Source organism: Metapseudomonas otitidis (genome assembly GCF_011397855.1).
In the GTDB taxonomy this organism is placed as follows: domain Bacteria; phylum Pseudomonadota; class Gammaproteobacteria; order Pseudomonadales; family Pseudomonadaceae; genus Metapseudomonas; species Metapseudomonas otitidis.
Genome location: NZ_AP022642.1, coordinates 5,452,990 through 5,476,294, shown reverse-complemented (window position 1 = coordinate 5,476,294; position 23,305 = coordinate 5,452,990). Strand labels below are relative to the sequence as shown.

The 23,305-nt window shown below is 64.9% G+C and carries 19 protein-coding genes and 2 tRNA genes; 18 read left to right on the top strand and 3 right to left on the bottom strand.

The annotated features are described in order from the left end of the window. Position 1 precedes the first annotated feature (1 nt). The 9 genes from miaA (at position 2) to PotMrB4_RS25410 (ending at position 9,776) form a co-directional block, all read left to right on the top strand. Positions 2-976: a tRNA (adenosine(37)-N6)-dimethylallyltransferase MiaA gene (miaA, locus tag PotMrB4_RS25450; protein ID WP_172434784.1), complete on the top strand. Its 975-nt coding sequence runs from the start codon at positions 2-4 to the stop codon at positions 974-976. A 97-nt stretch (positions 977-1,073) separates the two neighbouring features. Beyond that, positions 1,074-1,328 (top strand): RNA chaperone Hfq, encoded by a 255-nt coding sequence (gene hfq, locus PotMrB4_RS25445; RefSeq protein ID WP_003453015.1) that lies wholly within the window; start codon positions 1,074-1,076, stop codon positions 1,326-1,328. A 12-nt stretch (positions 1,329-1,340) separates the two neighbouring features. Then, complete coding sequence (gene hflX, locus PotMrB4_RS25440; RefSeq protein ID WP_172434783.1) at positions 1,341-2,642, top strand: ribosome rescue GTPase HflX; 1,302 nt, start codon at positions 1,341-1,343, stop codon at positions 2,640-2,642. A 97-nt stretch (positions 2,643-2,739) separates the two neighbouring features. After that, positions 2,740-3,900: an FtsH protease activity modulator HflK gene (hflK, locus tag PotMrB4_RS25435; protein WP_107329348.1), complete on the top strand. Its 1,161-nt coding sequence runs from the start codon at positions 2,740-2,742 to the stop codon at positions 3,898-3,900. Next, positions 3,900-4,766 carry a protease modulator HflC gene (gene hflC, locus PotMrB4_RS25430; RefSeq protein WP_172434782.1) on the top strand — a complete coding sequence of 289 codons (867 nt, stop codon included), beginning with the start codon at positions 3,900-3,902 and terminating at the stop codon, positions 4,764-4,766. Before hflK ends, hflC begins: the two co-directional genes overlap by 1 nt. Before the next feature lie 105 nt (positions 4,767-4,871). After that, positions 4,872-5,057 carry a DUF2065 domain-containing protein gene (locus PotMrB4_RS25425; protein WP_044401399.1) on the top strand — a complete coding sequence of 62 codons (186 nt, stop codon included), beginning with the start codon at positions 4,872-4,874 and terminating at the stop codon, positions 5,055-5,057. 34 nt (positions 5,058-5,091) lie between these two features. Further along, on the top strand, positions 5,092-6,276 hold the full coding sequence (locus tag PotMrB4_RS25420; protein WP_044401182.1) for an ATP phosphoribosyltransferase regulatory subunit: 1,185 nt from the start codon (positions 5,092-5,094) through the stop codon (positions 6,274-6,276). Between the two features lie 52 nt (positions 6,277-6,328). Further along, complete coding sequence (locus PotMrB4_RS25415) at positions 6,329-7,624, top strand: adenylosuccinate synthase (RefSeq protein WP_044401184.1); 1,296 nt, start codon at positions 6,329-6,331, stop codon at positions 7,622-7,624. Positions 7,625-7,841: 217 nt separating this feature from the next. Continuing rightward, a complete protein-coding gene (locus PotMrB4_RS25410; protein ID WP_172434781.1) occupies positions 7,842-9,776 on the top strand; it encodes a methyl-accepting chemotaxis protein in 1,935 nt (644 codons plus the stop codon). A gap of 55 nt (positions 9,777-9,831) precedes the next feature. Here PotMrB4_RS25410 and PotMrB4_RS25405 read toward each other — a convergent pair. Both PotMrB4_RS25405 and PotMrB4_RS25400 read right to left on the bottom strand, forming a co-directional pair. Next, a tRNA-Leu gene (locus PotMrB4_RS25405) sits at positions 9,832-9,918 on the bottom strand. Positions 9,919-10,026: 108 nt separating this feature from the next. Then, positions 10,027-10,113: transfer RNA gene (locus tag PotMrB4_RS25400), tRNA-Leu, on the bottom strand. A 203-nt stretch (positions 10,114-10,316) separates the two neighbouring features. On the opposite strand from PotMrB4_RS25400, the gene rnr reads away from it, so the two are divergent. The 8 genes from rnr to alr all read left to right on the top strand — a co-directional run bounded on the left by rnr (position 10,317) and on the right by alr (position 18,853). Continuing rightward, positions 10,317-13,106, top strand: a complete 2,790-nt coding sequence (rnr, locus tag PotMrB4_RS25395) for a ribonuclease R (protein ID WP_172434780.1) — start codon at positions 10,317-10,319, stop codon at positions 13,104-13,106. Then, the gene (gene rlmB / locus PotMrB4_RS25390) at positions 13,103-13,870 is read left to right on the top strand and encodes a 23S rRNA (guanosine(2251)-2'-O)-methyltransferase RlmB (protein WP_160482301.1); all 768 of its coding nucleotides are present in this window, start codon (positions 13,103-13,105) and stop codon (positions 13,868-13,870) included. The genes rnr and rlmB overlap by 4 nt, the downstream gene beginning before the upstream one ends. Before the next feature lie 222 nt (positions 13,871-14,092). Beyond that, a complete protein-coding gene (rpsF, locus tag PotMrB4_RS25385) occupies positions 14,093-14,512 on the top strand; it encodes a 30S ribosomal protein S6 (RefSeq protein ID WP_044401190.1) in 420 nt (139 codons plus the stop codon). A 29-nt stretch (positions 14,513-14,541) separates the two neighbouring features. Beyond that, a complete protein-coding gene (gene rpsR, locus PotMrB4_RS25380) occupies positions 14,542-14,772 on the top strand; it encodes a 30S ribosomal protein S18 (RefSeq protein ID WP_003452992.1) in 231 nt (76 codons plus the stop codon). A 34-nt stretch (positions 14,773-14,806) separates the two neighbouring features. After that, complete coding sequence (locus PotMrB4_RS25375) at positions 14,807-15,682, top strand: hypothetical protein (RefSeq protein WP_044401192.1); 876 nt, start codon at positions 14,807-14,809, stop codon at positions 15,680-15,682. A gap of 21 nt (positions 15,683-15,703) precedes the next feature. Continuing rightward, positions 15,704-16,150 (top strand): 50S ribosomal protein L9, encoded by a 447-nt coding sequence (rplI, locus tag PotMrB4_RS25370; RefSeq protein WP_044401193.1) that lies wholly within the window; start codon positions 15,704-15,706, stop codon positions 16,148-16,150. Positions 16,151-16,294: 144 nt separating this feature from the next. Next, complete coding sequence (gene dnaB / locus PotMrB4_RS25365; RefSeq protein WP_044401194.1) at positions 16,295-17,689, top strand: replicative DNA helicase; 1,395 nt, start codon at positions 16,295-16,297, stop codon at positions 17,687-17,689. Positions 17,690-17,776: 87 nt separating this feature from the next. Further along, positions 17,777-18,853: an alanine racemase gene (alr, locus tag PotMrB4_RS25360; RefSeq protein ID WP_172434779.1), complete on the top strand. Its 1,077-nt coding sequence runs from the start codon at positions 17,777-17,779 to the stop codon at positions 18,851-18,853. 18 nt (positions 18,854-18,871) lie between these two features. Here alr and PotMrB4_RS25355 read toward each other — a convergent pair whose 3' ends face one another. Beyond that, positions 18,872-20,758 (bottom strand): diguanylate cyclase domain-containing protein, encoded by a 1,887-nt coding sequence (locus tag PotMrB4_RS25355; RefSeq protein ID WP_172435153.1) that lies wholly within the window; start codon positions 20,756-20,758, stop codon positions 18,872-18,874. 234 nt (positions 20,759-20,992) lie between these two features. On the opposite strand from PotMrB4_RS25355, the gene PotMrB4_RS25350 reads away from it, so the two are divergent. Continuing rightward, positions 20,993-23,287 carry a YgiQ family radical SAM protein gene (locus tag PotMrB4_RS25350; protein WP_044401200.1) on the top strand — a complete coding sequence of 765 codons (2,295 nt, stop codon included), beginning with the start codon at positions 20,993-20,995 and terminating at the stop codon, positions 23,285-23,287. Positions 23,288-23,305: the final 18 nt, after the last annotated feature.

The following is a 23,305-nucleotide window of genomic DNA, read 5'->3' as shown; positions in this document are numbered from 1 at the left end:
GATGGGGGAGCGTTTGCCGCCTGCCATCTTCCTGATGGGGCCGACTGCTGCGGGGAAGACCGATCTGGCCATCGAGTTGGCCCAGGCGCTGCCCTGCGAGTTGATCAGCGTTGATTCCGCCCTGGTGTATCGCGGCATGGATATCGGCACCGCCAAGCCGGATCGCGCCACGCTGGAAGCCTACCCGCATCAATTGATCGATATCCTCGATCCTGCCGACGCCTATTCAGCTGCGGATTTTCGCGCGGATGCGCTGGCCGCCATGGCGGATGCCACCGCCCGGGGCCGCATACCGTTGCTGGTTGGCGGCACGATGCTCTACTACAAGGCGTTGCTGGAGGGGTTGGCGGACATGCCCAGCGCGGATCCGGCCATACGGGCTGAGCTGGAAGGCCGTGCTGCGCGGGAGGGATGGGAGGTCTTGCATCAGGAGCTGGCAGCTGTCGATCCCGAGTCGGCTGCGCGCATCCATCCCAATGATCCCCAGCGCCTGACCCGGGCGCTGGAGGTGTACCTCTCTGGCGGTGTTTCCATGAGTGAGCTGCGGCGTCGACAGGCGTCGCAAAATCACGACGCCGGCCCCGCTGGGGCGGGGCATTTGCCTTATACTGTCGCGCAGCTGGCGATTGCTCCTGCGGATCGCCAGGTTTTGCATGCACGAATTGCGCAACGATTTCGTCTGATGCTGGAACAGGGGTTTGTCCAAGAGGTCGAAAACCTGCGCGAAAGACGTGACTTGCACGCAGGATTGCCGTCTATAAGGGCTGTGGGTTACCGCCAGGTATGGGAATACCTCGAGGGCAACCTGACCCGGGCCGAAATGGAGGAGCGAGGCATCATTGCCACGCGCCAGTTGGCCAAGCGACAGTTCACCTGGTTACGCAGTTGGGCCGATTTGCACTGGCTCGACAGCCTGGCTTGCGACAATCTGCCGCGCGCCTTGAAATACCTGGAGTCGGTCTCCATATTGGGCTAAGACCTCGCCAGTTACCGTCTATCCTTGGGGGTAGGGCGGCCAACTTTCTCGTCATTTGACAACTCATACGAATTAGATCCCTACAGGAGTGCGGCATATGTCAAAAGGGCATTCGCTACAAGACCCTTACCTGAATACCTTGCGTAAGGAACGCGTACCGGTTTCCATCTACTTGGTCAACGGCATCAAGCTGCAGGGCCAGATCGAATCCTTCGACCAGTTCGTGATCCTGCTGAAGAACACCGTCAGCCAGATGGTCTACAAACACGCCATTTCCACCGTTGTACCGAGCCGCCCCGTCCGCCTGCCCAGCGCCAGCGAACAAGAGCAGCCTGAGCCCGGTAACGCCTGATAGGAGTCTGCTTTGTTTTTCGAACGCCCAGGTGGTGGTGAACGTGCCGTCCTTGTTCATTTGGAAGGCCATGATCCTGAGGCGCGAGAAGACCCGCAGGAATTCCAGGAACTGGCTCGATCGGCTGGTGCGGATACGGTGGCCTTCATCTCTGTTTCCCGTCACCAGCCGACCGCCAAATACCTGATCGGCAGCGGCAAGGTCGAGGAGCTTCACGATCTGGTCAAGGCTGAGCAGGCTGAGCTTGTCATCTTCAATCACACCCTCACACCCAGCCAGGAGCGCAACCTCGAGCGCGCCTTCGAGTGCCGGGTGCTGGACCGCACCGGTCTGATCCTCGATATCTTCGCCCAGCGCGCCAGGACCCATGAAGGCAAGCTGCAGGTGGAGCTCGCGCAGCTCGAACACATGAGTACCCGCCTGGTTCGCGGCTGGACCCACCTGGAGCGCCAGAAGGGCGGTATTGGCCTGCGTGGTCCCGGTGAGACCCAGCTGGAAACGGACCGCCGCCTCCTGCGCGTGCGCATCCGCCAGATCAAGCAGCGCCTCGAAAAGGTTCGCAGCCAGCGTGAGCAGGCCCGACGTGGCCGCAGGCGAGCGGATATCCCTTCTGTGTCACTCGTGGGGTATACCAACGCGGGTAAATCCACGCTTTTCAATGCCCTGACCACGTCCGAGGTCTATGCGGCAGACCAACTTTTCGCCACGCTGGATCCCACGCTGCGCCGGCTCGAACTGGCAGATCTGGGGCCGATCGTGCTGGCAGATACCGTGGGTTTTATCCGCCATCTTCCGCACAAGCTCGTCGAGGCTTTCCGGGCTACCCTTGAGGAGTCCAGCAACTCCGACCTGCTGCTGCACGTTATCGATGCTCATGAGCCTGAGCGGATGGCGCAGATCGAACAAGTGCTGGCGGTACTGGGGGAGATCGGTGCCGATGGATTGCCGATGCTGGAGGTCTACAACAAGATCGACCTGCTGGAATCCATGGAACCGCAAATCCAGCGAGACGAGCATGGCAAGCCTGAGCGTGTCTGGTTGTCTGCCCGCGAGGGCAAAGGGCTTGAGCTGCTTGAGCAAGCGATTGCCGAGTTGTTGGGGGAGGACCTCTTCGTAGGGACCCTGAAGCTACCGCAGCGTTTGGGGCGCCTGCGGGCACAGTTCTTCGCATTGGGGGCCGTGCAGAGCGAGCAGCACGACGAGGCTGGCGATACATTGCTGGCAGTCAGGTTGCCGCGTGTCGAGCTGAACCGGCTTGTCAGTCGCGAAGGCTGGCAACCCCAGGCGTTCATCGAGCAACACACTTTGCAATAAGGCCGCGGAATGGCTTTTTGCCGCAGATAGCGGGCTTTCGGTAGCATTGGCGGACGTGCCTTGGGCGCGTCTTTGCTTTATCAGTATGGAGAGCGCTATGGCTTGGAACGAGCCGGGTGGCAACTCGAACAATCAGGATCCCTGGGGTGGCCGCCGTGGCGGTGACCGCAAGGGACCGCCGGATCTGGACGAAGCCTTCCGCAAGCTGCAGGACAGCCTTAATGGCCTGTTCGGGGGCGGCAAGAAACGAGGCGGCGATGAAAACCGTGGCGGTGGCTTCGGTTTGTTGGGTATTGCCCTGTTCATCCTTGTACTGGGCTGGCTCTACAGCGCGGTGTACGTGGTCGATGAACAGGAGCAGGCGGTGGTACTTCGCTTCGGCAAGTACTACGAGACCGTTGGGCCTGGCCTGAACATCTATTTCCCGCCGATCGATCGCAAGTTCCAGGAGAACGTCACCCGCGAGCGAGCCTACAGCAAGCAGGGGCAGATGCTCACCGAGGACGAGAACATCGTCGAAGTGCCGCTCACTGTGCAGTACAAGATCAGTGACCTGCAGAAGTTCGTGCTGAACGTCGATCAGCCTGAAGTGAGCTTGCAGCACGCCACCGAGAGCGCCCTCCGTCATGTGGTGGGCTCGACCGAGATGGACCAGGTGCTGACCGAAGGCCGTGAGCTGATGGCCAGTGAGATCAAGGAGCGCCTGCAGCGCTTCCTCGACACCTATGGCACCGGCATCACCGTCACCCAGGTCAACGTCCAGAGTGCGGCCGCGCCCCGTGAGGTGCAGGAAGCATTCGATGACGTGATCCGTGCCCGTGAAGATGAACAGCGCGCCAAGAACCAGGCAGAGGCCTACGCCAATGGCGTGATCCCTGAAGCCCGTGGTCAGGCCCAGCGCATCATCGAAGAGGCCAACGGTTACCGTGAAGAGGTCATCTCCCGTGCCAAGGGTGAGGCTGATCGCTTCACCAAACTAGTGGCTGAATACCGCAAGGCGCCCGATGTCACGCGCCAGCGCCTGTACCTCGACACCATGCAGGAAGTCTTCAGCAACACCAGCAAGGTCCTGGTAACGGGTGACAAGGGGCAGAACAACCTGCTGTATCTGCCGCTGGACAAGATGATCGACAACCGCGGTGGTGCCAGTGCGGCAATACCGGCGCCGGCCACCTCGAGCGGCGCGGCCAGCGACCTGGGTTCGCGCGTCACCACCGATCTGCAGCAGCGCGATCTGCGTTCTAGGGAGAGTCGCTGATGGGTAACAAGTCGCTGATCGCCCTGATCGGGGTTGTCGTGCTCGGGCTGGTAGCCTGGAGCAGCTTCTACATCGTGGCCCAGACCGAACGAGCGGTTCTCCTCCAGTTCGGCCGTATCGTCGAGGCAGATGTCCAGCCCGGCCTTCACGTGAAGATCCCCTACGTCAACCAGGTGCGTAAGTTCGATGCGCGCCTGCTGACCTTGGATTCACCCACCCAGCGTTTCCTGACCCAGGAGAAGAAGGCGGTGATGGTGGATGCCTATGCCAAGTGGCGGGTCTCCGATGCCGAGCGCTTCTACACCGCCACATCCGGCCTCAAGCAGATTGCGGACGAGCGACTCTCCCGTCGTCTCGAGGCCGGCCTGCGCGACCAGTTTGGCAAGCGCACCCTGCATGAAGTGGTGTCCGGTGAGCGCGATGGCCTGATGGCCGATATCACGCGTTCGCTGAACACCATGGCCAGCAAGGAGTTGGGTATCGAGGTCGTGGACGTTCGCGTGAAGGCCATCGACCTGCCTCGCGAGGTGAACCGCAGCGTTTTCGAGCGCATGAGTACCGAGCGCGAACGGGAGGCGCGTGAGCATCGCGCCAAGGGTAGCGAGTTGGCAGAAGGTATCCGCGCGGATGCCGACCGTCAGCGCCGTGTACTGCTGGCCGAAGCCTACCGGGAGTCCGAAGAGCTTCGCGGTGATGGTGATGCCCAGGCGGCTGCCATCTATGCCAAGGCCTACAGCCAGGACCCGGAGTTCTATTCCTTCTACCGGAGCCTGCAGGCTTACCGCGAGAGCTTCGCCAAGAAGAGCGATGTGATGGTGCTGGACCCGCACAGCGAGTTCTTCCAGTTCCTGAACAAGGTCAAGTGAGGATGCACCCCGGCGGACGAACCTGACCGCCGGGGTGACCCTCCGGGAAAACGTGTTATGATGGGCCAGCCGGGAATTCCCGGCTTTTTTGCGTCCGCGGGAATCATGTGGCAGGAAATCGGCATAGCGATCTGTTTTGTGCTGGTGCTGGAAGGCATCCTGCCCTTCCTCTATCCGCGCCGTTGGCGCGCCGCGGTGCTTGGGTTGGCGAGTCTGAAGGATCGCCATCTCCGCCTCATGGGCCTCGCCAGCATGTTGCTGGGGACCGGCCTCCTGTATCTGCTTCACTGAAGGCTTGCCGCCCGGCTAAGAGGGGAGTGGCGAAATGGCAACGGTAGATCGCTGGCTGCTGCCAGACGGAATCGAAGAAGTACTGCCGCCCGACGCGGCGCGCATCGAGGCAGCCCGCCGCCAGGTACTGGACCTGTTCCAGCGCTGGGGCTACGACTTCGTGGTAACCCCGCACATCGAATTTCTCGAATCCCTGCTCACGGGCGCCGGGCAGGATCTTGAATTGCGTACGTTCAAGGTCACGGACCCGCAATCGGGACGGCAGATGGGCTTCCGCGCCGACATCACGCCCCAGGTTGCGCGCCTGGACGCCCATACCCTGCGTCGCGAAGGGCCCAACCGACTGTGCTATGCGGGCAGTGTCCTGCATGCCAAGCCGCGCGCACTTTCCACCTCCCGCAGCCCGATCCAGCTGGGTGCCGAGCTGTATGGCGATGCCAGCCCGGCCAGCGATGTCGAAGTCATCAGCCTGATGCTGGAGATGCTCGAGCTGGCCGATGTGCCGGACGTGCACATGGACCTTGGTCATGTCGGTATCTACCGTGGTCTTGCCCGTGCTGCCGAGTTGTCCGGCGAAGCTGAGCAGCGTCTTTTCGACGCCCTGCAACGCAAGGCGGTCGATGAGGTGGCCGAGCTGACCGAAGGCCTCCCTGCGCACCTGGCCGGGATGCTTCGCTCCCTCGCCGAGCTCTGCGGTGATCGCCAGGTTCTTGAGCTTGCCCAGGGCGTCCTGGTGGATGCACCCGAAGAGGTCCATGTCGCGCTCGATGAGCTCGTCGCTATCGCGGATGAGCTGGAGCTGCGTTATCCGGAGCTTCCGCTGTACTTCGACCTGGGTGAGCTGCGTGGCTACCACTACCACACGGGCGTGGTCTTCGCGGCATTCGTACCGGGTGAAGGGCAGTCCATCGCCCAGGGTGGCCGCTACGACGACATCGGCGCCGACTTCGGGCGTGCGCGCCCCGCAACGGGCTTCTCCACCGATCTGAAGACCCTGGTGACCCTGGGGCGCATGCAGCTGGATGATGCGCCCGCCGGAATCTGGGCACCGGATGTCCATGACGTCTACCTCTGGCAGGCAATCAAGCGCCTGCGTGGCGAAGGCCAGCGTGTCGTTCAGGCGCTGCCGGGCCAGGATGTGGGCAGTGCGCAGGAAGTGGCATGCGATCGCCAGCTGATCCTGCAGGATGGGCGCTGGCAGGTTGCGCCCCTGGTTTAAGGTTTTCCCGCCGGCGCGCGCCGGCATCGAGCTTCCGAAGAGGACAAGTGTTATGGGTAAGAATGTCGTGGTCCTGGGCACCCAGTGGGGTGATGAGGGCAAAGGCAAGATCGTCGACCTGCTGACCGACCAGGCTGCAGCTGTCGTGCGCTACCAGGGCGGCCACAACGCAGGTCACACCCTGGTGATCGATGGCGAGAAGACCGTCCTGCACCTGATTCCGTCCGGCATCCTGCGCGAGAACGTGCAGTGCATGATCGGCAACGGCGTGGTTGTGGCGCCGGACGCGCTGATGCGCGAGATCACCAAGCTTGAGGAGAAAGGCGTACCGGTTCGCGAGCGCCTGCGCATCAGCCCCTCCTGCACCCTGATCCTCCCGTACCACGTGGCCCTCGACCAGGCGCGCGAGAAGGCGCGTGGTGACGCCAAGATCGGCACCACCGGTCGTGGCATCGGCCCTGCTTACGAAGACAAGGTTGCTCGCCGTGGCCTGCGGATCGGCGACCTGTTCCACCGCGAGCGTTTCGCCGCCAAGTTGGGTGAGCTGCTGGACTACCACAACTTCGTCCTGCAGAACTACTACAAGGAGCCGGCCGTCGACTTCCAGAAGACCCTCGACGAAGCCCTGGGCTATGCCGAGCTGCTGAAGCCGATGATCACCGACGTCGCCGCCCGCCTGCACGAATTGCGCAAGCAGGGCGCCTACATCATGTTCGAGGGCGCCCAGGGCTCCCTGCTGGACATCGACCACGGCACCTACCCCTACGTGACCAGCTCCAGCACCACCGCTGGCGGTACCGCCACCGGCTCCGGCTTCGGCCCGCTGTACCTGGACTACATTCTCGGTATCACCAAGGCCTACACCACCCGTGTCGGCTCCGGCCCGTTCCCCACCGAGCTGTTCGACGACACCGGTGCATACCTGGCCAAGCGTGGCCACGAGTTCGGTTCCACCACCGGTCGTGCCCGTCGTTGTGGCTGGTTCGACGCCGTCATCCTGCGCCGCGCCATCGAGATCAACAGCATTTCCGGCCTGTGCCTGACCAAGCTGGATGTGCTGGATGGCCTCGAAACCATCCGCATCTGCACCGGCTACAAGGATCAGAACGGCAACCTGCTGGACGACGCGCCGACCGACGCCGACAGCTACATCGGTCTGCAGCCGCTGTATGAGGAAATGCCGGGCTGGACCGAGTCCACCGTCGGGGCCAAATCCCTCGAAGAGCTGCCCGCCAACGCCCGTGCCTACATCAAGCGCGTGGAAGAGCTGGTGGGGGCGCCCATCGACATCATCTCCACTGGCCCGGATCGCAACGAGACCATCGTCCTGCGCCATCCCTACGCCTGAGTGCGATGAACGAAGAAGGGCCGCTGATGCGGCCCTTTTTCTTTGCGAGACAGCGACCGTTCGTCGACCCCTTCTCCTTCCCCTCCGCGCGTCCGCCCCGTCGCAGCCACACTCCATGGGCCGGGCTTCAAATATTTGCGGCATGCCCCTTGCTGAGGACCTATATAAATCCCGGAAGTCGCCGTTAACCCAGAACGGTCGTTGAGGAGTAATCGTCGTGTCCGCCATCCTTTCCCTCCTGCAGAGCCGCCTGTTGCGGCCTGTATTCATCGCCCTCGGAATCGCCCTGCTGGTGCAGGTGGTGGTGGCTGTTGCACTGACTCGGGGCACGGTCGATGCCTTGGTCACGGACCTTGGCAAGCGCCTGGGGGATGACACCCAGCGCCTGTCCGGAGAGCTGGCCCAGGCGGGGCAGGAGGTGTCGGGAAGTCTTTCCAGTCTCTCCACCCAGACCCGTGAGCGTCTGAGCGCCTCCCTTTCCGAGCGGTTGAAGGCCGAGCAGGGGCAGCTGCGCGAATCTCTCGAACAGAGCCTGAAAGCGTCTGCCAACGACCTGGCCCAACTGCTGGCGGCCGTCGCGCCCCGCGCCATGTGGGACAGTGATATCCCCACCCTTTCCGAATTCGCTCGGCGCGCCCAGCGCAACCCCAATGTGCTGTTCGTGATCTACGACGATGCCCAGGGCCAGCACCTGACCCGCTACCTCAATCGCGAGAACGAAGTCATCAAGGCTCTGCTGGACAAAGGTCAGGGTGAGCGCGCGCTGGACAAGGTCCTGGATGCAGCGGCCCACGACCCCTCTGTCTACCTGGTGGAGGCCTCCATCAGTCCCAACGGAGTAGAGATCGGCAAGGTGCGCCTCGGCGTTTCCACCGCCTCCGTCGAAACCCAGTTGAAAGCCCTGGACAGCCGCTTCAGTGCTCTCATCGCCAGCAGCGGCGACCTCGTGGCGCAGAGTCTCGCGGGGGCGGCTACCGGTAGCACGGCCGTACTCACGGCGCGCTTGAAGTCTGCCCAGGATGCAGCCAGCAGCATGAGCACCGGTGCCCAGAACACCGTTGAGGGCGCTGCCCACGAGTTGCGCTGGCGCATCGGTCTGGCGCTCGTGCTGGTCGGCCTTGGCGTGCTGCTGGTCCTGGCGGTGGTGCTGGGGCATCGCGTGGTCAATCGCCTGCGCCTGCTCATATCCGCGTTGAATGACCTGGCGGCAGGCGAGGGCGACCTGACCCGGCGCGTGCAGATCGACAGCCGTGACGAGGTGGGGGAGATGGCGGGTGCGGTTAACCGCTTCATCGACAAGCTCCAGCCGATCGTCCGTGAAGCGGGCGAGGTGGCGGTGCGCACCGGTTCGGAGATCCGCTCCCTGGCGGAACGCAGCCGGGCGGCCGAGGCTGCCGCTGATCGGCAGCGCAACGAAGTCGCCGGCAGCCTGGAGGCTCTGGGCCAGATGGCGGCCGAGGCCCAGGCCGAGAGCCATGCCATGCAGACCGCGCTCCAGCAGGTCGGCGAGATTCGCCAAGCCACCCAGGACAGTGCAGCGATCGCCCGCAAGGTAGGTGGACTGATCGAAACCCTGGAGGAGCGGGTCCAGAACGGTTCCGAAGTCATCGAGCGCCTGGCGCGGCAAAGCGAGCAGATCGAAGTCGTGCTTTCGGTGATCCACGGTATTGCCGAGCAGACCAACCTGCTCGCGCTCAACGCTGCAATCGAGGCGGCGCGCGCAGGGGAAAGCGGTCGCGGATTCGCCGTGGTCGCCGATGAGGTCCGGGCGCTGGCCAGCAAGACCCAGCAATCCACCGGTGACATCCAGGCTCATATCGGTGCGCTGCAGAAAGGTGCGCAGGAGGCGGTGGCTGCCATCTCCCAGGCCCGTGCGCGGGCCGCCGAAGGGATCGACGCCCTGCGGGACAGCGAGCGCCTGCAGCAGAGCGTCCAGCAGGCGGTCGAAGGTGTGCACGAGGCGGTACGGACTGCGGCGCGCGCGGCTGAGCATCAGGCCGAGGGAGCGGGGGCGGTACGCGGGCGGGTCGATGTCATCCACGCCGAGGCGCGCCTTGCAGCCGAGGCTGTCGCGGCCACGGCCAGCAGCGGGCGCGTGCTGGATGGCCTGGCGGCTCAGCTCAAGTCCAGTCTCGGGCAGTTCAAGGCGTGATGAGGGAATGCCAGAAAGCACAAAGCCGAGCATTGCTCGGCTTTGTCTTGAAGAGTGGTGCCCAGGAGAAGACTCGAACTTCCACGGTGTTGCCACCGCTAGGACCTGAACCTAGTGCGTCTACCAATTCCGCCACCTGGGCACATTGCGATGATCGCTCATCGACTTTTGCTGCACTTGATCGACCGAGTCGACAGGGAGTGCTGCGTCCCTATGTTGAAACCCGGCGCATTGCCGTGTTTCTGAAGAGTGGTGCCCAGGAGAAGACTCGAACTTCCACGGTGTTGCCACCGCTAGGACCTGAACCTAGTGCGTCTACCAATTCCGCCACCTGGGCACTGCGTGCGATGATTGCTCACCGTCTTCACACTACAACGTCAGCAACGTTGTGGGCGCGAACTATACGGTTCGGGTTTTTGCTTGTAAACCCCTGACCCCGAAAAAAATTATTCTCTGGCGAAAGCTGACCGACGATTGGATTTCGCGCTTCAATAGCTACATGACAAGCCGACCTATGAATGAAAAGGTGATTCCCAACTGATGGCCGATTGGCAAAACCTCGATCCCGAGGCCGCACGCGAAGCGGAAAAATACGACAACCCCATTCCCAGCCGTGAACTCATCCTGCAGCGCCTCGACGAACGTGGCGCGCCCGCCAGCCGCGAGCAGCTGGTGGAAGAGTTCGGCCTGACCACGGACGACGAGCTGGAAGCCCTGCGGCGCCGGCTGCGTGCCATGGAACGTGATGGCCAGCTTATCTATACGCGCCGTGGCGCCTATGCACCGGTGGACAAGCTCGACCTCATACGCGGCCGCATCAGCGGCCACCGGGACGGCTTCGGCTTCCTGATCCCCGACGACGGCAGCGACGACCTCTTCCTCAGCCCCGCCCAGATGCGCCTCGTGTTCGACGGCGACCGCGCCCTCGCGCGCGTTTCCGGCCACGACCGCCGTGGCCGCCGCGAAGGTGCGCTGGTGGAAGTCATCGAGCGCGCCCACGAGACCCTGGTGGGCCGCTTCTTCGAAGAGAGCGGCATCGGCCGCGTGGTCGCTGACAATCCCAAGATCCAGCAGGAAGTGCTGGTGGCCCCCGACAAGCGGGGCGGTGCACGCCACGGCCAGTTCGTCCAGGTGCGCATCGAGCAATGGCCGAGCGCCTTCCGCCTGGCCCAGGGTGAAGTGGTGGGCGTACTGGGCGACTACATGGCGCCCGGCATGGAGATCGAAGTCGCCCTGCGCAGCTACGACATCCCCCACGAGTGGCCCGAGGCCGTCGAGAAGGAGGCCGCCAAGCTCAAGCCCGAAGTGGCCGAGAAGGACAAGCAGAAGCGCGTCGACCTGCGCGACCTGCCCCTGGTCACCATCGACGGCGAGGACGCCCGCGACTTCGACGATGCGGTCTATGCCGAGGCTCGCAAGGGCGGCGGCTGGCGTCTGTTCGTCGCCATCGCCGACGTTTCCCACTATGTGAAAGTCGGTTCGGCACTGGATGAAGAAGCGGCCAAGCGCGGCAACTCCGTCTACTTCCCCGAGAAGGTCGTGCCGATGCTGCCGGAGGTCCTCTCCAACGGCCTCTGTTCGCTGAACCCCCAGGTCGACCGGCTGGCCATTGTCTGCGAGGTCACCCTGTCCCGGGCTGGCAAGATGACCGGCTACGAGTTCTACGAAGCCGTCATCCACTCCCATGCACGGCTCACCTACACCAAGGTCAGCCAGTTGCTGGAGACGCCCGACTCCCCGGAAGGGCAGCAACTCGCCGAGCAGATGCCGCACCTGGTCCCGCACCTGCAGCAGCTCTACAAGCTCTACAAGGTGCTCCTGGCCGCACGCCACAAGCGTGGCGCCATCGACTTCGAAACCCAGGAGACGCGCATCGTCTTCGGCGCTGATCGCAAGATCGCCGAGATCCGCCCGACCCAGCGCAATGATGCCCACAAGCTGATCGAGGAATGCATGCTCTGCGCGAACGTCGCCACCGCGCGTTTCATGCAGGACCATGACATTCCCTCGCTCTACCGTGTGCACGACGGCCCGCCGGCCGAGCGCCTGGAGAAGCTGCGCCTGTTCCTCGGCGAACTGGGCCTGACCCTCAATAAAGGCAAGGGCGAACCGACGCCGAGCGACTACCAGGCGCTGCTGGAAACCATCCGTGATCGTCCGGACTACCACCTGATCCAGACGGTCATGCTGCGCTCCCTCAGCCAAGCGGTGTACAGCGCCGACAACCAGGGCCACTTCGGCCTCAACTACGACGCCTACACCCACTTCACCTCGCCGATCCGTCGCTACCCGGACCTGCTGGTGCATCGTGCCATCCGCAGCGTGATCCGCTCCAAGCGCGAAACCGAGCACGTCCGTCGTGCCGGCGCCGCCGCCATGCCCAAGGCGCGCATCTACCCTTACGACGAAGCGGCTCTCGAGCGCCTTGGCGAGCAGTGCTCCATGACCGAGCGCCGTGCCGACGAAGCCACCCGCGATGTCACCAACTGGCTGAAGTGCGAGTACATGCGCGAGCGGGTGGGCGAGACCTTCCCCGGCGTCATCTCCGCCGTCACCGGCTTCGGTCTGTTCGTCGAACTCACCGACATCTATGTGGAAGGCCTGGTGCACGTCACCGCCCTGCCTGGCGACTACTACCACTTCGACGCGATCCATCACCGCCTCGCCGGTGAGCGCAGCGGCCGCAGCTTCCGCCTGGGGGATCAGGTGGAAGTGGTCATCGCCCGGGTCGACCTGGACGAGCGCAAGATCGACTTCGAGCTGTCCGAGAACGTGCTGACCGCGCCGGTCGGCCGCAAGAAACGCGGGGCCGACAAGGCCGCGCCGGTTGCTGAGCCTCGTACCGCCAAGGGGGCCAAGACCCGCAGCCGCGGAAGCAAGCCCTCTGCCCAGGCGAAGAAGGCCGCGCGAGCGCCTCAGCCCGAGCAGATGGCTCCCGGCGTCGCCGTGGCACCCCGTCGTGCCAAGGCTGGCAAGGTCCAGGCGCTGCCGCCGGTGGCGCCCGAAATCCTCGCCCAGGCCGAGGAAATGCTTGGTAACACCGACGTCAAGCGCAGTCGCGCCCTGAAGCAGGCGTTGCTCAGCGAGGCCCGGCAGGGCGGCGAGAAACCGCGCGAAGGCAAGGGCAAGGCCGGCAAGGGTTCGTCCCGCGCCGCGCCCTTCGGCGCCGACGGCCAGGACCCGGCCGGCAAGGCCAGGCCTGCCAAGGCGGGGGGTGACAAGTCGAAGAAGGCCAAGCCCGCCGCCAAGGCGAGCAAGCCAGGCAAGCATCGCAAGGGGCCGCCCAAGCCCAAGGCCGCCGGTAGCGGCAAGAACAAGGTCAAGTCATGAGTGAGTTGGAAAAGGTCTACGGCGTGCACGCCGTGGAAGCGTTGTTGCGTCACCACCCCAAGCGCGTGAAGCAGTTGTGGCTGGCCGAGAGCCGGCAGGACCCGCGCATCCAGGTCCTGCTGGGCCTGGCCGGGCAGGCCCGCGTACCGGTCGGCAACAAGGACCGGCGCGAGCTGGACGAATGGGCCGAGGGTGTCCACCAGGGCGTCGTCGCCGAAGTCAGCCCCAGCCAGGTGTGGGGCGAGAACATGCTCGACGAACTGCTGGAGCGCAGCGAGGGCCCGCCCTTGCTGCTGGTACTGGACGGCGTCACCGATCCGCACAACCTCGGCGCCTGCCTGCGCACCGCCGATGCCGCCGGCGTGCAGGCGGTCATCGTTCCGAAGGACAAGTCCGCCACCCTCAACGCTACGGTGCGCAAGGTCGCCTGCGGTGCAGCGGAGGTGGTGCCCCTGGTGGCCGTCACCAACCTGGCCCGCACCCTGGAGAAACTGCAGAAGAAGGGCCTGTGGACGGTCGGCACTGCCGGCGAGGCCGAGCAGGTCATCTACCAGCAGGACCTCACCGGCCCCACCGTGCTGATCATGGGGGCCGAAGGCAAGGGTATGCGCCGCCTGACTCGCGAGCATTGCGACTACCTCGTCAAGCTCCCCATGGGCGGCAGCGTCAGCAGCCTCAACGTCTCCGTCGCCACCGGCATCTGCCTGTTCGAGGCCGTACGCCAGCGCACCGCCGGCAAGCCTTCCGCCGCCAGCGGCCGCTAGCAAACCGCGCCGGGGCGTGCCACTTCGGCCGTCCCGGCGCGCCCTTCGCGGTTGTTCAAATATTCACCAGTTTTTCTTGCGTGGCCCTGCGCCCTTCTCTAGAATGGCGCCCCTTGCCGCGACGGCAGGCGTTCGTACGCCCGATGTCCAGCAAGCCAAAACGAAACATTCACTCCTTGCCTGACCACGATGTTGGCAGGCTACAACCCGTAAGGAGCATTTATGCGTCATTACGAAATCATCTTCCTGGTTCACCCGGACCAGAGCGAGCAGGTTGGTGGCATGGTCGAGCGCTACACCAAGCTGATCGAAGAAGACGGCGGCAAGATCCACCGTCTGGAAGATTGGGGCCGTCGTCAACTGGCCTACGCCATCAACAACGTTCACAAGGCTCACTACGTGATGCTGAACGTCGAGTGCAGCGGCAAGGCCCTGGCCGAGCTGGAAGACAACTTCCGCTACAACGACGCCGTCCTGCGCAACCTGGTCATCCGTCGCGATGAAGCCGTTACCGGCCAGTCCGAGATGCTCAAGGCCGAGGAAAACCGCAACGAGCGCCGTGAGCGTCGTGAGCGCGTTGAGACTGAAAGCGCCGCTGAAGGCGATGACAGCGACAACGACAGCGACAACGCTGACGAGTAATCCCCGGACCTTATTGAGGAGCCAAGTTCATGGCACGTTTCTTCCGTCGTCGTAAGTTCTGCCGTTTCACCGCTGAAGGCGTGAAAGAGATCGACTTCAAGGATCTCAACACCCTGAAGGCCTACATCTCCGAAACCGGCAAGATCGTTCCCAGCCGTATCACCGGTACCAAGGCCAAGTACCAGCGTCAGCTGGCCACCGCTATCAAGCGCGCCCGCTACCTGGCCCTGCTGCCCTACACCGACAGCCACGGCCGTTGATCCCGGACTGCCGGCAAGCTGAGAGATAGATCGCATGCGCGCACTGGCTGAATTCACCATGCGGGGCCGCATGCAGGCGACACTGGCCGTAGCCGGTTCCGCCGCTGTTCCACTGTTGTTCTGGCTGAGTGCGGCCGCAGGTGGCCTCGTGCTGCTGCGGCGCGGCTTCAGCGATGCCTTCGGCATCCTGGCCTGGGCGGTCCTGCCGGCGTTCTGCTGGTGGTACCTGGGCGAACCGAGCACCCTTCTGGTCCTGCTCGGGACGCTGGTGCTGGCGCAGATCCTGCGCGCCACCACCTCCTGGAACCATGTACTGCTGGGCAGCCTGGTGATCGGGGTGGTGTTCGCCCTGGTGCTGGGCCATACCCATGGCGAATTGATCAGCGCCCTCTCGACCGAGATTTCCAAGGTCATGGCGCAGTTCAAGAGTGGCAGTCCCGCGTCGGGCGAAGAGGCCGACGCGTTGCAGGCGATGATGTTGCCGCTCCTTACCGGAGTGATGGCCTCCTCGCTGCAGATGACCAGCCTGCTCTGCCTGGTGCTTGCGCGTTACTGGCAGGCGGCGCTGTACAACCCGGGCGGTTTCGGCCGCGAATTCCGGAGTCTGCGCCTGTCGCCCGTCGTCGCGGTGTTGCTGTTGCTGGGTGCCATGCTGGCACCGCAACTGTCGCCCGAGGCGGCGATGTTCGGCCCGCTGTGCAGCGTGCCGCTGCTGGTCGCCGGTATCGCATTGGGGCATGGCCTGATCGCCCAGAAACAGCTGTCGGGCGGTTGGCTGGTGGTGTTGTACGCCGCCGTGCTGATGCTCGGGAACTTGATCTGTCTGTTGGCTGTGATCGACAGCCTGTTTGATTTTCGCGGCCGCCTTGCGCGCAAGAACGGCGCCGGCCCCGCGAACGGTGAAGGTTAAAAGTTAAGAGGTTAATGCCAAATGGAAGTCATCCTGCTGGAAAAAATCGCCAACCTGGGCAACCTGGGCGACAAGGTGAACGTAAAGTCCGGTTACGGCCGTAACTACCTGCTGCCGCAGGGCAAGGCCACCGCTGCTACCGCCGAGAACGTTGCTGCGTTCGAAGCCCGCCGCGCTGAACTGGAAAAACTGGCTGCCGACAAGAAGGCTTCTGCCGAAGCCCGCGCTGCCCAACTGTCCGAGCTGGAAGTGACCATCACTGCCACCGCTGGTGACGAAGGCAAGCTGTTCGGTTCCATCGGTACCCACGACATCGCTGACGCCCTGACCGCCGCTGGCGTTCCGGTTGCCAAGGCCGAAGTCCGCCTGCCGAACGGCACCATCCGCCAGACCGGCGAATACGACGTGGCCGTGCACCTGCACACCGACGTCGAAGCCGCGGTCAAGCTGATCGTCGTAGCCGCCTAAGCGACGCGCCCGGTGGGTCCTCGCTTGAGGGCCATCCAGGCGGAGCAGGCTTGCACTCCGGTGCGGCCGGCTCAACAATCGGGCACGTCATTGCGCAAGCGGTGACGTGCCCGTTGTCTTTCTACCCCCTTCCATTCCGAGCCCATGAACGAGATCAGCATTCCCGAGCAGTTCGACCTGGAAACCTCAGCCCTCAAGGTGCCGCCGCACTCCATCGAGGCCGAGCAGGCGGTTCTGGGTGGCCTCATGCTGGACAACAACGCCTGGGAGCGGGTGCTGGACCAGGTGTCCGATGGCGACTTCTACCGCCACGACCACCGACTGATCTTCCGCTCCATCTTCAAGCTCGCCGAGCGCAACATGCCCTTCGACGTCGTCACCCTGTCCGAGCAACTGGACAAGGAAGGGCAGCTGTCCCAGGTCGGTGGCCTGGCGTACCTCGGCGAACTGGCCAAGAACACCCCCTCGGTGGCCAACATCAAGGCCTACGCGCAGATCATCCGCGAGCGCGCCACCCTGCGGCAGCTGATCGGCATCAGCAACGAGATCGCCGACAGCGCCTACGCCCCCCAGGGCCGTACCGGCGAGGAGATCCTCGACGAGGCCGAGCGCAAGATCTTCGAGATCGCCGAAGCCCGTCCCAAGACCGGCGGCCCGGTAGGCATCAACGACATCCTGGTCAGGGCCATCGACCGCATCGACGAACTGTTCAACAACGGCGATGCCATCACCGGCCTGACCACCGGCTTCGACGACCTCGACCAGCAGACCAGCGGCCTGCAGCCGGCGGATCTGATCATCGTCGCCGGCCGTCCCTCCATGGGTAAGACCACCTTCGCCATGAACCTGGTGGAGAACGCCCTGATGCGCAGCGACAAGGCGATCCTGGTGTACTCCCTGGAGATGCCCTCGGAATCCATCGTGATCCGTATGCTCGCCTCCCTCGGCCGCATCGACCAGACCAAGGTCCGTGCCGGCCGGCTGGACGACGACGACTGGCCGCGGCTCACCTCCGCGGTGAACCTGCTCAACGACCGCAAGCTGTTCATCGACGACACCGCCGGCATCTCCCCCTCGGAAATGCGCGCCCGTACCCGCCGCCTGGCCCGCGAGCACGGCGAGATCGGCCTGATCATGGTCGACTACCTGCAGCTCATGCAGATCCCCGGCTCCAGCGGCGACAGCCGGGTGAACGAGATCTCCGAGATCTCCCGCTCGCTCAAGGCCCTGGCCAAGGAATTCAACTGCCCGGTGATCGCCCTGTCCCAGCTCAACCGCTCCCTGGAACAGCGCCCCAACAAACGCCCGGTCAACTCCGACCTCCGCGAATCCGGGGCCATCGAGCAGGACGCCGACATCATCATGTTCGTGTACCGCGACGAGGTGTATCACCCCGAGACCGAGTACAAGGGCGTCGCCGAGATCATCATCGGCAAGCAGCGTAACGGCCCCATCGGCACCGTGCGCCTGGCCTTCCTCGGCAAGTACTCGCGCTTCGAGAACCTCGCCCCCGGCAGCTACAACTTCGAAGACGAGTAGACCGGCTCGCAACATCCGTCGTGGATCAATGAACACGGGCGCCCTGCAGGTATCATGGGCGCCCGTTTTCGTTCATGAGCCACGCCCATGCGCCCGCTGATCGCCGCCGTCGACCTCTCCGCCATCCGCCACAACCTCGCCGTCGCCCAGCGCTGCGCGCCCGGACGCCAGGTGTTCGCGGTGGTCAAGGCCAACGCCTACGGCCACGGCGTGCGCGAAGTGGTGAGCGTGCTGCGTGGCGTTGCCGACGGTTTCGCCGTCGCCTGCCTGGAGGAGGCTGCCGAAGTCCGCGCCCTGGACGACCGCGCCCGCATCCTGCTGCTGGAAGGCTGCTTCGAAGCGCGTGAAGTGATGATCGCCGCCCAGCTCGGCCTCGACCTGGTGATCCAGAGCGAGCGCCAGGCCCGCGCCCTGCTGGCGTCGGACATCGGCCGCCCGCTGAACGTCTGGCTCAAGCTCGACACCGGCATGCACCGCCTGGGCTTCGACGGTGACAGCCTGCGCGCCTGGCATGCCCGCCTGCAGGGCGATGCGCGCATCGCCGAACTCAACCTCATCAGCCACTTCGCCTGTGCCGATGAGCGCGGCCACAGCCTCACCGAAGTGCAACTGGAGCGCTTCCTCGACGTCCTCGACCTGGATTTCCACCAGCGCAGCTTGGCCAACTCGGCCGCCGTGCTCAGCGTCCCGGCCGCCCACATGGACTGGGTCCGCCCCGGCATCATGCTCTACGGCGCCAGTGCCATCAGCGACCTCAGCGCCCGCGAACTGGGGCTCAAACCGGCCATGAGCCTGACCGCCGAACTGATCGCCGTGCGCGACGTGGCCGCCGGCGAGAGCGTTGGCTACGGCGCCACCTGGGTCGCCCAGCGCCCCTCGCGGATCGGTACCGTCAGCTGCGGCTACGCCGACGGCTACCCGCGCCACGCCCCCAGCGGCACCCCCGTGGTGATCCACGGCCAGCGCGTCCCGCTGGCCGGGCGGGTGTCGATGGACATGCTCGCGGTGGACCTCACCGACCTGCCGGAGGCCCGCGAAGGGGATGCCGTGGAACTCTGGGGGGCGCAATTGCCGGTGGATGAAGTGGCCGCCGCCTGCGGCACCATCGGCTACGAGCTGCTGACCAAGGTCACCGCCCGCGTTCCCCGTCGCTACCTGAGCTGACGGGGAGGGCACACAGGCTCAGGTCAGCCCGGTGGGCACCTTCAGCACGTCCAGGCGCAGGCAGGCCTCGCCGGACAGCTCGCCGTTGTCGCCGAAGATGGCGAAGCCCGAACGCCCCCGGTCCTTCACCTGGTAGAGCGCCTGGTCCGCCGTCTTGTACAGGCCGGCGAACTGCCGGGCGTGGTTCGGGTAGAGCGCCACGCCGATGCTGATGGTCACCGTCAGCTCGTGCTGGCCGTAGCTCACCGGCTTGGACAGCTCCGCCAGCAGGCGCTCGGCGATCTCGCGCGCGTGGGGTTCGGCATCCGGCCCGCAGATCAGCACCGCGAACTCGTCCCCGCCCAGCCGCGCCACGCTGTCGCCGCCGCGCACGTGCTCGCGCAGGCGGTGGCCGATGGCCCGCAGCATCGCGTCTCCGGCGTCGTGGCCATGGCGGTCGTTGATCGGCTTGAAGTGGTCCAGGTCGATCAGCATCAGCGCCACCGTCTCCTCGCGGCGTCCCGCATTGGCCAGGGCCTGCTCGGCGCGGTCGATCAGGTGGCGGCGGTTGGGCAGGTCCGTGAGGCTGTCGTGGAAGGCCGCATGCTCCAGCTCGCGCTCCCGCTCGCTGAGGCGCTGGTTGGCCGCCGCCAGTTCCGCCGTGCGCCGGGTCACCGCCGCCTGCAGCTCGTCCGAGCTGGCCTGCATCTGCGCCAGCCGCGCGGTCTTCTCGCGGTCGGCCAGTTCCAGCGCGGCCGCCTTCTCCTGCTTGAGCATCTGGATGCGGTAGGCCAGGGCGAAGGAGAACAGGATGGACTCGGCCGCCACCGCGATAGGGAACATGTAGGCCGTGAAGTTGGTGGGCTGCACGATTCCCGCCGCACGCATTACCAGCACGGCGGTGCTGATCAGCACCGTGCCGTAGCCCACCAGGTAGAAGCGCGCCGGGAAGAAGCCCTGGTAACAGCGCACCCCCGCGCTGACCAGCGCAGTGGGCACCGTGACGATGGGCGTCAGGGCGATCAGCAGGGCGCCCTCGGCGCGGTAGCCGAAGGCGTTGATCAGGATGGCGATGGCATAGAGCACGCAGCCGGTGTTGAACGCACGATCCGCCCACACCAGCCCGCGCCGGGTGTAGAGCAGCTCCTGGGTGAAGCGCATGACGAAGATGCCCCACAGCGAGGGCAGGGTGATGCGGTCCAGCCAGAACGGCACCGGCCAGTCCCCCCAGAAGTACTGGAAGCCGTGGCCGGTCATGCTGAGGATGAACACCAGCGCGCAGCCGGTGGCCAGCACGTACCAGAAGTAGGCCTTGTCCCGCAGCGCCACGAGGATGAACAGGTTGTAGAGGAACAGCGCCAGGATCACCCCGTAGATGATGCCGAAGCCCATGTTCTCGGTGGCGCGCAGGTCCTGCAGGTCCTGCAGCTGCCAGACCTTCAGCGGGAAGGAGTTGCCGGCCGGGTCGTAGCTGCGGAAGTAGAACGTCAGCCCTTGCTCGTCGATGGGCGGCAGGCGGAACACCATGCGCCGGTAGTCATGGTCGCGGCCCTCGGCGAAGGGCACGCTCTCGCTGGTGACGCGCTCCTGCCAGCCGCCCTGGCCGTCCGGCAGGAACAGGCTCACCCGGTACACGGTGATGCCCGAGTTCTCCAGCCACCACTGCGCCGGAGCATCCGGCGCGCGGGCCAGTTGCACCTTCACCCACCACTGGCTGCGGCTCTGCCCCACCGAAGCACGCCCCTCGGCCGGCACGAAGCGCGCTTGCACCGCCGGGTCGGCCATGTCGGCGATGGTCAGTTGGCCGCTGGGGTCTTCGAGGAGTTCGATGGAGCCGTTGAGGGTGCGGCCGCTGCTATCGGGTTGCAGGGTGAAGGGGGCTGCGCCGGCGTGCGTGCACAGACCAAGAACACCCAGCAGAACCATCAGGGGGATGAGTCGAGATAACACCGCACGCTCCTGTGTGCCCGTTACCGGTGGAAGCGGGCGATCTTGTTATCGGCGGGAGTATAGCCATTGGACATCAACGCTTCATGACAGGAGCACGAATCGTGCCGTCATCTGTCCGAAGCACCCTCAAAAAACCAAGCGTGGGAGTCGGGCTTGTACATTTTTTGTGCTATATTCCGCGCCCCCGTGAAAGCCAGCTGATCAAAAAACATGCAAGCCGCCAAGCCGCTGTTCGACTACCCCAAGTACTGGGCCGAGTGCTTCGGGCCCGCCCCCTTCCTGCCCATGAGCCGGGAAGAGATGGATCAGCTGGGCTGGGATTCCTGCGACATCATCATCGTCACCGGTGATGCCTACGTCGATCATCCTTCGTTCGGCATGGCCATCATCGGCCGTCTGCTGGAGGCCCAGGGCTTCCGCGTGGGGATCATCGCCCAGCCCGACTGGCGCTCGAAGGACGACTTCATGAAGCTCGGCGAGCCGAACCTGTTCTTCGGGGTCGCCGCCGGCAACATGGACTCCATGATCAACCGCTACACCGCCGACCGTAAGATCCGTTCCGACGACGCCTACACCCCCGGCGGCGTCGCCGGCAAGCGCCCCGACCGCGCCAGCCTGGTCTACAGCCAGCGCTGCAAGGAAGCCTACACCCACGTCCCGGTGGTGCTCGGTGGCATCGAAGCCTCCCTGCGCCGCATCGCCCACTACGACTACTGGCAGGACAAGGTGCGCCGCTCCATCCTCATGGACGCCACCGCCGACATCCTCCTCTACGGCAACGCCGAGCGCGCCGTGGTCGAGATCGCCCAGCGCCTGTCCCGTGGCGAAGCCATCGAACGCATCACCGACGTGCGTGGCACCGCCTTCGTCCGCCGCGACACCCCCGAAGGCTGGTACGAGGTGGACTCCACCCGCATCGACCGCCCGGGCCGCGTCGACAAGATCATCAACCCCTACGTCAACACCCAGGACACCGAAGCCTGCGCCATCGAGCAGGCCAAAGGGGAGGTCGAGGACCCGAACGAAGCCAAGGTCGTGCAGATCCTCGACAGCCCGCGCATGACCCGCGACAAGACGGTGATCCGCCTGCCGTCCTTCGAGAAGGTGCGCAACGACCCGGTCCTCTACGCCCACGCCAACCGCGTGCTGCACCTGGAGACCAACCCGGGCAATGCCCGCGCACTGGTGCAGAAGCATGGCGAGGTGGACGTGTGGTTCAACCCGCCACCCATCCCCATGACCACCGAGGAAATGGACTACGTGTTCGGCATGCCCTACGCGCGCGTGCCGCACCCGGCCTATGGCAAGGAGAAGATCCCCGCCTACGAGATGATCCGTTTCTCGGTGAACATCATGCGTGGCTGCTTCGGTGGCTGCACCTTCTGCTCCATCACCGAGCACGAAGGCCGCATCATCCAGAACCGCTCCCACGACTCGATCATCCGCGAGATCGAGGAAATGCGTGACAAGGTGCCGGGCTTCACCGGCGTGGTCTCCGACCTCGGCGGCCCGACCGCCAACATGTACCGCATCGCCTGCAAGGACCCGGAGATCGAGCGTCACTGCCGCAAGCCGTCCTGCGTCTTCCCCGGCATCTGCGAGAACCTCAACACCGACCACAGCTCGCTCATCGAGCTGTACCGGAAGGCGCGCGCACTGCCCGGCGTGAAGAAGATCCTCATCGCCTCCGGCCTGCGCTACGACCTGGCCGTGGAGTCCCCCGAGTACGTCAAGGAGCTGGTGACCCACCACGTCGGCGGCTACCTCAAGATCGCCCCGGAGCACACCGAGCGCGGCCCGCTGGACAAGATGATGAAGCCCGGCATCGGCAGCTACGACCGCTTCAAGCAGATGTTCGAGAAGTACTCGAAGGAAGCGGGCAAGGAGCAGTACCTCATCCCGTACTTCATCGCCGCCCACCCCGGCACCACCGACGAAGACATGATGAACCTCGCCCTGTGGCTCAAGCGCAACGGCTTCCGTGCCGACCAGGTGCAGGCCTTCTACCCCTCGCCCATGGCCACCGCCACGGCCATGTACCACTCGGGCAAGAACCCCCTGCGCAAGGTCACCTACAAGAGCGACGGCGTCACCATCGTCAAGAGCGAGGAGCAGCGCCGCCTGCACAAGGCCTTCCTGCGCTACCACGACCCGAAGAACTGGCCGCTGCTGCGCGAGGCCCTGCAGCGCATGGGCCGCGCCGACCTGATCGGCAACGCCAAGCACCAGCTGATCCCCACCTTCCAGCCGCAGGCCGACGAGTACCACAGCGCCCGCCGCAAGAACTCCACCACGGCCGGCACACGCAAGGCCGGCAGCACCGGCAAGGTGCTCACCCAGCACACCGGCCTGCCGCCCCGTGGCAGCGATGGCAGCAAGCCCTGGGACAAGCGTGAGCAGGCCAAGGCGGCAGCCCAGGCCCGCAAGCGCGCCGAGGAGAAGGCCGCCGGGCCCGGCAAGGGCGGTGGCAAGAAGCCCGCAAAGCGCCCCGTCGCGCCGCGCTAGATGAAAACGCCAGCCTTC